Raw genomic sequence first — 7,177 nt, 5'->3', positions numbered from 1 at the left:
GCCGGCCCGCCGGGAAGGGTGGGTGGCGGGATCAGCCCTGCGGGTGGTGGGCCGGGATCGGCGGGAGCTCGCCGGTGGTCTCGTACTCGCTCAGCATCTCGATCCGGCGGGTGTGCCGGGGCTCGCCGCTGTACGGGGTGCCGAGGAAGACCTCGACGAACTTGGTGGCCTCCTCCAGCGTGTGCATGCGGCCGCCGATGGAGATCACGTTGGCGTTGTTGTGCTGACGGCCGAGCTCGGCGGTCTGCACGCTCCAGGCCAGCGCGGCCCGGACGCCCTTGACCTTGTTGGCGGCGATCGCCTCTCCGTTGCCCGAGCCGCCGATCACGATGCCCAGGGCATCCTCGTCGGCGGCGGTGCGCTCGGCGGCGCGCAGGCAGAACGGCGGGTAGTCGTCCTCGGCGTCGTAGATGTGCGGCCCGCAGTCGACCGGCTCGTGGCCGGCCCCCTTGAGCCACTCCACGAGGTGGTTCTTCAGTTCGTATCCGGCATGGTCGGAGCCCAGGTACACGCGCATGCCATGAGTGTGGCATGCGCGTGCGCCCGGGCCCGACAACGGGGCGCCGGCAGGGGGTCGGCCGGGTGGGTCAGCGCCGGCCGAGCAGCTTCCAGGCCAGCGGCAGGGCGCCGGCGGCGAAGGCGGCCTTGAGGGCGTCGCCGACCAGGTACGGGTAGAGGCCGAGCTCGGCGGCGCGGGCGAGCGACACGTGCAGCGACAGGGCGAGGTACGGGACGCCGACCGCGTAGATGGCGAGGCTGCCGAGGACCATGGTGACGACGGTGTTGACCGGGGTGCGGTCGGCGCCGCGGCGGGCCAGCGCGCCGGTCAGGGCGGCGGCGAGGACGAAGCCGAGCACGTAGCCGAAGGAGGCCATCGCCCAGCCCGAGGTGCCCTCGGCGAACCAGGGCAGGCCCGCCATGCCGGCCAGCACGTACAGCACGAGCGAGGCGACGCCGCGGCGGGCGCCGAGCGCGGTGCCGACCAGCAGGGCGGCGAAGGTCTGGCCGGTGACCGGCACCGGCGAGCCGGGCACGTTCACCGACAGCTGGGCGGCCAGGCCGGTCAGCGCGGCGCCGCCGGCCACCAGGGCCAGGTCGCGGGCCTGGGCACCGAGGCGGGTGGAGGCGGCGGGCAGCAGGTCGGCGAGGACGGCGCGGCGCGGTATCGGGGTGGTGGCAGTGGCCATCGGGGCTCCTCCGTGAGAGTCCAGGTGAGTGAACACCTGTGAACCTACGCGGTGATCCACTGGGCGAACGGCACGGTTTCGGACAAACCCCCGCCCTCGGGCGTTGTCGGAACCGGCCCGGAACAACTCCAGGTCACAACATGATCACGGTAGGTTTCGGCGCGGTCCGCATGGTGGGCCCCGATCGAACATCCTTGGCATGGACAGGGGTGCCACCGGATATTGGACAGCTCATGCCGCATACCGCACAGTCTGGAACCACCCCTATGGCCCCTACTTCCGCGCCTTCGGCGACCGGGACCCCTGACGGCACCCAGCCGGCCGCAGCGCCGGCACCGGGTGGCCAGCAGCTCTCCCACGGGCTGAAGCAGCGCCACCTGTCCATGATCGCCCTCGGCGGCGTGATCGGCGCGGGCCTCTTCGTCGGCTCCGGCGCCGGCATCGCGGCCGCCGGACCGGCGATCATCCTGGCGTTCGCGCTCTCCGGCCTCCTGGTCATGCTGATCATGCGGATGCTCGGTGAGATGTCCGCCGCCCGCCCCGCCTCCGGATCGTTCTCGGTGCACGCCGAGAAGGAGATCGGCCCGTGGGCCGGGATCACGGCCGGCTGGATGTACTGGGTGATGCTGTGCTGCGGCGTCGCCGCCGAGGCCACCGCCGCCGGGAAGATCGTCAACGGCTGGATACCCGGTGTCTCCGCCTGGATCTGGGTCGGCCTGTTCATGGTCTTCTTCTGCGCCAGCAACCTCACCGCGGTGAAGAACTTCGGCGAGTTCGAGTTCTGGTTCGCCGCGATCAAGGTCGCCGCGATCGTCACCTTCCTGGTCCTCGGCGGGCTCGGCATCGCCGGCGTGCTCGGCCCCGGCGCCCCCGGCACGACGAACCTCACCGGCCAGGGCGGCTTCCTGCCCAACGGCGTCGACGGGCTGATCGTCGGCCTGCTCGCCTCGGTCTTCGCGTACGGCGGTCTGGAGACCGTGACCATCGCCGCCGCCGAGTCCGAGGACCCCAAGAAGAACGTCGCCAACGCCGTGCGCACCGCGGTGTGGCGGATCGCGATCTTCTACATCGGCTCGATGGCCCTGGTGGTCACCCTGGTCTCCTGGAAGGACCCGGCGGTCGTCGCCGACGGCCCGTACGTCACCGTGCTGCGCCACCTCGGGGTGCCCGCGGCCGGAACGATCATGCAGGTGGTGGTGCTGGTCGCGCTGCTGTCCGCGATGAACGCCAACATCTACGGCGCCTCCCGGATGGCGTACTCGCTGGTCGGCCGCGGCCAGGGCCCCAAGGCACTGGCCAGGGTCAGCGGCGGGGTGCCGCGCATGGCCGTGCTGGCCTCCTGCCTGTTCGGCTTCGGCGCCGTGCTGGCCGCCAAGTTCTGGCCGGCCACGGTGTTCACCTGGCTGATGAACACCACCGGCGTGGCGATCCTGGTGGTCTGGCTGTTCATCTGCGCGGTCCAGCTGCGGATGCGCCGCCGGCTGGAGCGCGAGGCTCCCGAGCTGCTCACCGTGAAGATGTGGGGCTTCCCGTACCTGACCTGGATCGCGATGGCCGCGGTGGCCGGCATCCTCGCCCTGATGACCACCACCGAGGGCAACCGCGAGCAGCTGTACGCGGCCGGCGTGCTGGTCACGGCGCTGGCCGTCGCCGGGCTGCTCAAGCAGCGCCGGGACGCCGCCCTGCGCTGACCTTCCCGTCCCGCGCACGGCGAGGGCCCGGTACCGAGCGGTGCCGGGCCCTGCCGCGTTTCCGGAGCCGTTCCCCGGGACTTACTCGAAGGACGGGCCGTCCGTGCGGGTGCGCTTGATCTCGTAGAAGCCCGGGGTGGAGGCCACCAGCAGGGTGCCGTCCCACAGCCGGGCCGCGGCCTCGCCCTTCGGGGCCGGGGTCACCACCGGGCCGAAGAAGGCCACCCGCTCGCCGTCCACGCCCTCGACCGCGATCACCGGGGTGCCGACGTCCTCGCCGACCAGGGTGATGCCCTCCTTGTGCGAGGCGCGCAGGGCCTCGTCGTACGCGTCCGTGCCGGCCGCGTCGGCCAGCTCGGCGGGCAGGCCCGCGGCCACCAGCGCCGCCGCCACGGTCTCCCGGTTCTGCGGCAGGCCCTGGTTGTGGAAGCGCACGCCCAGCTCGGTGTAGAGCCGGCCGAGCACCTCCGGCCCGTGCTGCTCGGCGGCTGCGGTGCAGACCCGCACCGCGCCCCAGGCGTTGTCCAGCATCTCCCGGTAGTTCTCCGGGAGGTCCCGGTGCTCGTTGAGCACCGACAGGCTCATCACGTGCCAGTGCACGTCGACCGGACGCAGCTGCTGGACCTCGATCAGCCAGCGGGAGGTCATCCACGCCCACGGGCAGGCCGGGTCGAACCAGAAGTCGGCGGTCTTGCGCTCAGCGGCAGTCGTCACTGCGTGTCGTCCTTCGTGAGTGGTCCGAGACAGGGAGGAATCCCACCCCGGCAACGCCAACACCCGCCCGACACCGCTGATTCCGGTCCTGGCGCGACGGCCTGTGCAATGGTACTGACGACACGGGGCGTGAAAGGATGGCCCCGCGTGCGCGGAGCACACCTCGCGCCGAGACCGCACCACCCACAGGCGCACCACCGTGCGAGCCGGACAAAGGAGTACCGCCGTGCCGGGCAAGAACCTCAGCCGCGACGAGGCGCAGCAGCGGGCCAGCATCCTGGCCGTGGACGGCTACCAGGTCCGGCTGGACGTGACCTCGGCCCCTGACCGGGAGGCCGGCACCTTCCGCTCCACCACCACTGTCACCTTCCGCTGCTCCCAGCCCGGTGCGGACACCTTTCTCGACCTGCTCGCCCCCGCCGTCCGCTCGGTCACCCTCAACGGCCGCACCCTCGACCCGGCCACCGCCTACGACGGCGCCCGGGTGCACGTCGACGGCCTGGCCGCCGAGAACGTGCTGACCGTCGAGGCGGACTGCGCCTACAGTCGCACCGGCGAGGGCCTGCACCGCTTCGTCGACCCGGTGGACGGCGAGACCTACCTCTACACCCACTACGAGCCGGCCGACGCCCGCCGGGTGTTCGCGAACTTCGAGCAGCCCGACCTGAAGGCCCCGTTCACCTTCACCGTGACCGCCCCGGCCGCCTGGGACGTGTGGTCCAACGCCCCGCACGAGAACGTCACCGAGCAGGACGCCACCGGACAGGACGGCAGCCGCACCTGGGAGTTCGCGCCGACCAAGCCGATCTCCACCTACCTCACCGCCGTCGTCGCCGGCCCGTACCACGTCGCCCGCGACCACTACCGCCGCGAGCTGGCCGACGGCACCGCGCTGGAGATCCCGCTCTCCGCGATGTGCCGCCGGTCGCTGGCCCCGTACTTCGACGCGGACGAGATCCTCGGCGTCACCAAGCTCGGACTCGACTTCTTCCACGAGGAGTTCGACTACCCGTACCCCTTCGGGAAGTACGACCAGGCCTTCGTTCCCGAGTACAACATCGGCGCGATGGAGAACCCCGGCTGCGTCACCTTCCGCGAGGAGTTCGTCTTCCGCTCGAAGGTCACCGACGCCGCGTACGAGGGCCGGGCCAACGTCATCCTGCACGAGATGGCGCACATGTGGTTCGGCGACCTGGTCACCATGCGCTGGTGGGACGACCTGTGGCTGAAGGAGTCCTTCGCCGACTTCATGGGCTCCTACGGCCTGATCGGCGCCCGCACCCGCTACTCCTCGGCCTGGGTCACCTTCGCCAACCAGCGCAAGGCCTGGGCCTACCGGCAGGACCAGTTCCCCACCACCCACCCGATCACCGCGGACATCCGGGACCTCGAGGACGCCAAGCTCAACTTCGACGGCATCACCTACGCCAAGGGCGCCTCCGTCCTCAAGCAGCTGGTGGCGTACGTCGGTTCGGAGGCCTTCTTCGAGGGTGCCCGCCGCTACTTCAAGCGCCACGCCTTCGGCAACACCGAGCTGGGCGACCTGCTGGAGGTGCTGGAGGAGACCAGCGGCCGGGACCTCAAGGCCTGGGCCGCCGCCTGGCTCCAGACCTCCGGGGTCAACGCGCTCACCCCGCAGGTCACGGCCGACGCCGAGGGCCGGATCACCGAGCTGGCCGTGCTCCAGGACGGCGACGTACTGCGCCCGCACCGGATCGCGGTCGGCCTGTACGACCGGGACGCCGACGGCGCCCTGGTGCGCACCGGGCGGATCGAGCTGGACGTCACCGGCGCCCGGACCGTCGTCACCGAGGCCGCCGGCCTGCCCCGTCCGGCGCTGGTGCTGCTCAACGACGACGACCTGACCTACTGCAAGATCCGCTTCGACGAGGACTCGCTGGCGAACCTGCGCAGCGGCCTCGGCGACATCCGCGACGAGCTGGCCCGCGCACTCGCCTGGTCCGCGGTCTGGAACCTCACCCGGGACGGCCTGATGCCGGCCCGCGACTACGTCGCCCTGGTGCTGCGCTTCGCCGGCCAGGAGGGCAACATCGGCGTGCTCCAGTCGCTGCACGCCCAGGCCAAGACCGCCGTCGACCTGTACGCCGACCCGGCCTGGCGCGGCGAGGGCGGCCGGCTGCTCGCCGACGGCGCCCTGCGCGAGCTGCGCGAGGCCGTCCCGGCCAGCGACCACCAGCTGGCCTGGGCCCGCTTCCTCGCCCAGACCGCGGGCGGAGCCGAGCACCTCGGTCTGGTCCGCGGCCTGCTGTCCGGCAGCGCCCGGGTCGACGGCCTGGAGGTCGACCAGGAGCTGCGCTGGTCGCTGTGGCTGGCGCTGGCCGCAGCCGGCCAGGCCACCGACGAGGAGCTGGCCGCCGAACTGGCCGCCGACAACACCGCGAGCGGCAAGCGCCACTACACCCAGTGCCTGGCCGCCCGGCCCACGGCGGAGGCCAAGGCCGCCGCATGGTCGGCCGTGATCGACTCGGACGAGCTGCCGAGCGCCCTGGTCGAGGCCAACACCGCGGGCTTCTCGATCCCCTTCCAGCGCGACCTGAGCGCCCTCTACGCGGCGCCGTACTTCAAGCTGCTGGAGCGGATCTGGGCCGAGCGGACCATCGAGATCGCGATGCGGATCGTCGGCGGCTTCTTCCCGATCGCCCAGACCGACGAGCAGACCCTGGCCGAGGCCGACGCCTGGCTCGCGGGGCACCCGCAGGCCGCGCCGGCGCTGCGCCGCCTGGTGCTGGAGCGCCGGGACGACCTGGACCGCGCGCTGCGGGCGCAGGCCTGCGACCGGGCCTGACGGACCGTACGGCCCGACGCCGTGGGCCCCGGCCGATCCTGGAACCCAGGGATCGGCCGGGGCCCACGGCCGTTCGAGGGGCGGGGAGTGCGCTCAGACGGCGCTCGCGGAGGACGGGCCCCGGGGGGGCACCGCGCGCTCGACCCCCGGCAGGATGTCCGGGATGTAGATCTTCCGGATCGCGTCGCCGCCGCCGTGCGCCTCCCAGGCCTCCCGGGTCGCCCAGCGCTCCACCAGGACGAAGCGGCCCGGGTCCTCCTGCGAGTGGTACGCCTCCCAGCCGACGCAGCCGTCCTCGGCGAGGCACAGCGGCCGCATCCGGGCCAGGGCGTCGGCGACCGCCGGGACGCCGTCCGGCTCGGTGACCCTGACGATGACGATGAGGTCGAACATCACTGCTCCTTGGCGGTGGTGGGGTCGGTCTCGGCGGCGGCCCGGCCGAGCTCGGGCAGCCACTCGGCGACGGGGGTGAACCGGTGGCCGAACGAGCCGGCCCGGTCGGCCGGCACGGCGAAGTCGGCCGGGCGGGAGAACGGGTGCGGGTCGGGATCGCCCGCCGGATCCTCCTTCCCGACCACCTGGGCCTTCGGCCCGGTCGCCCCCTCCACCGAGGCACCGACATCGTAGACGTCGGCGGTGTCCGGGGAGGCCACGGCGAACGCACCGGTCACCTCGTTCACGGCCGCCCGGGCGAGCAGCCGGCGCAACCGGCGGTGCGGCAGGGCCCGCCGCGGGTGCGTCCGCGGCGGGCCCTGGGCGCGGGGCGGGGGAACGGTCAG

6 protein-coding genes and 1 pseudogene are annotated in these 7,177 nt (G+C 72.6%); 2 read left to right on the top strand and 5 right to left on the bottom strand.

Annotated features, from left to right (window positions below; all coding sequences use genetic code 11):
- Positions 1-31: 31 nt before the first annotated feature.
- Positions 32-517, bottom strand: a complete 486-nt coding sequence (locus tag KS423_RS33300) for a ribose-5-phosphate isomerase (RefSeq protein ID WP_224283484.1) — start codon at positions 515-517, stop codon at positions 32-34.
- A 70-nt stretch (positions 518-587) separates the two neighbouring features.
- A complete protein-coding gene (locus KS423_RS33295; protein WP_224283483.1) occupies positions 588-1,187 on the bottom strand; it encodes a biotin transporter BioY in 600 nt (199 codons plus the stop codon).
- A gap of 266 nt (positions 1,188-1,453) precedes the next feature.
- On the opposite strand from KS423_RS33295, the gene KS423_RS33290 reads away from it, so the two are divergent.
- Complete coding sequence (locus KS423_RS33290) at positions 1,454-2,878, top strand: amino acid permease (protein WP_224283482.1); 1,425 nt, start codon at positions 1,454-1,456, stop codon at positions 2,876-2,878.
- Between the two features lie 81 nt (positions 2,879-2,959).
- On the opposite strand, the gene KS423_RS33285 is transcribed toward KS423_RS33290, so the two are convergent.
- Positions 2,960-3,592 (bottom strand): DsbA family protein, encoded by a 633-nt coding sequence (locus tag KS423_RS33285; RefSeq protein WP_224283481.1) that lies wholly within the window; start codon positions 3,590-3,592, stop codon positions 2,960-2,962.
- Positions 3,593-3,818: 226 nt separating this feature from the next.
- Between KS423_RS33285 and pepN the strand changes: the two genes are divergently transcribed.
- The gene (pepN, locus tag KS423_RS33280; RefSeq protein WP_224283480.1) at positions 3,819-6,398 is read left to right on the top strand and encodes an aminopeptidase N; all 2,580 of its coding nucleotides are present in this window, start codon (positions 3,819-3,821) and stop codon (positions 6,396-6,398) included.
- A 93-nt stretch (positions 6,399-6,491) separates the two neighbouring features.
- Here the strand turns inward: pepN and KS423_RS33275 are convergent, their stop codons facing one another.
- On the bottom strand, positions 6,492-6,791 hold the full coding sequence (locus tag KS423_RS33275) for a putative quinol monooxygenase (RefSeq protein WP_224283479.1): 300 nt from the start codon (positions 6,789-6,791) through the stop codon (positions 6,492-6,494).
- Positions 6,791-7,177 (bottom strand): annotated as a pseudogene (locus KS423_RS33270) (hypothetical protein); the annotation flags it as partial. The pseudogene KS423_RS33270 and the gene KS423_RS33275, both read right to left, overlap by 1 nt.

The sequence above is a fragment of the Streptomyces sp. LS1784 genome (genome assembly GCF_020103755.1).
In the GTDB taxonomy this organism is placed as follows: domain Bacteria; phylum Actinomycetota; class Actinomycetes; order Streptomycetales; family Streptomycetaceae; genus Kitasatospora.
The sequence above is the reverse complement of the archived record's forward strand: the minus strand, read 5'-3'. Positions and strand labels throughout refer to the sequence as shown.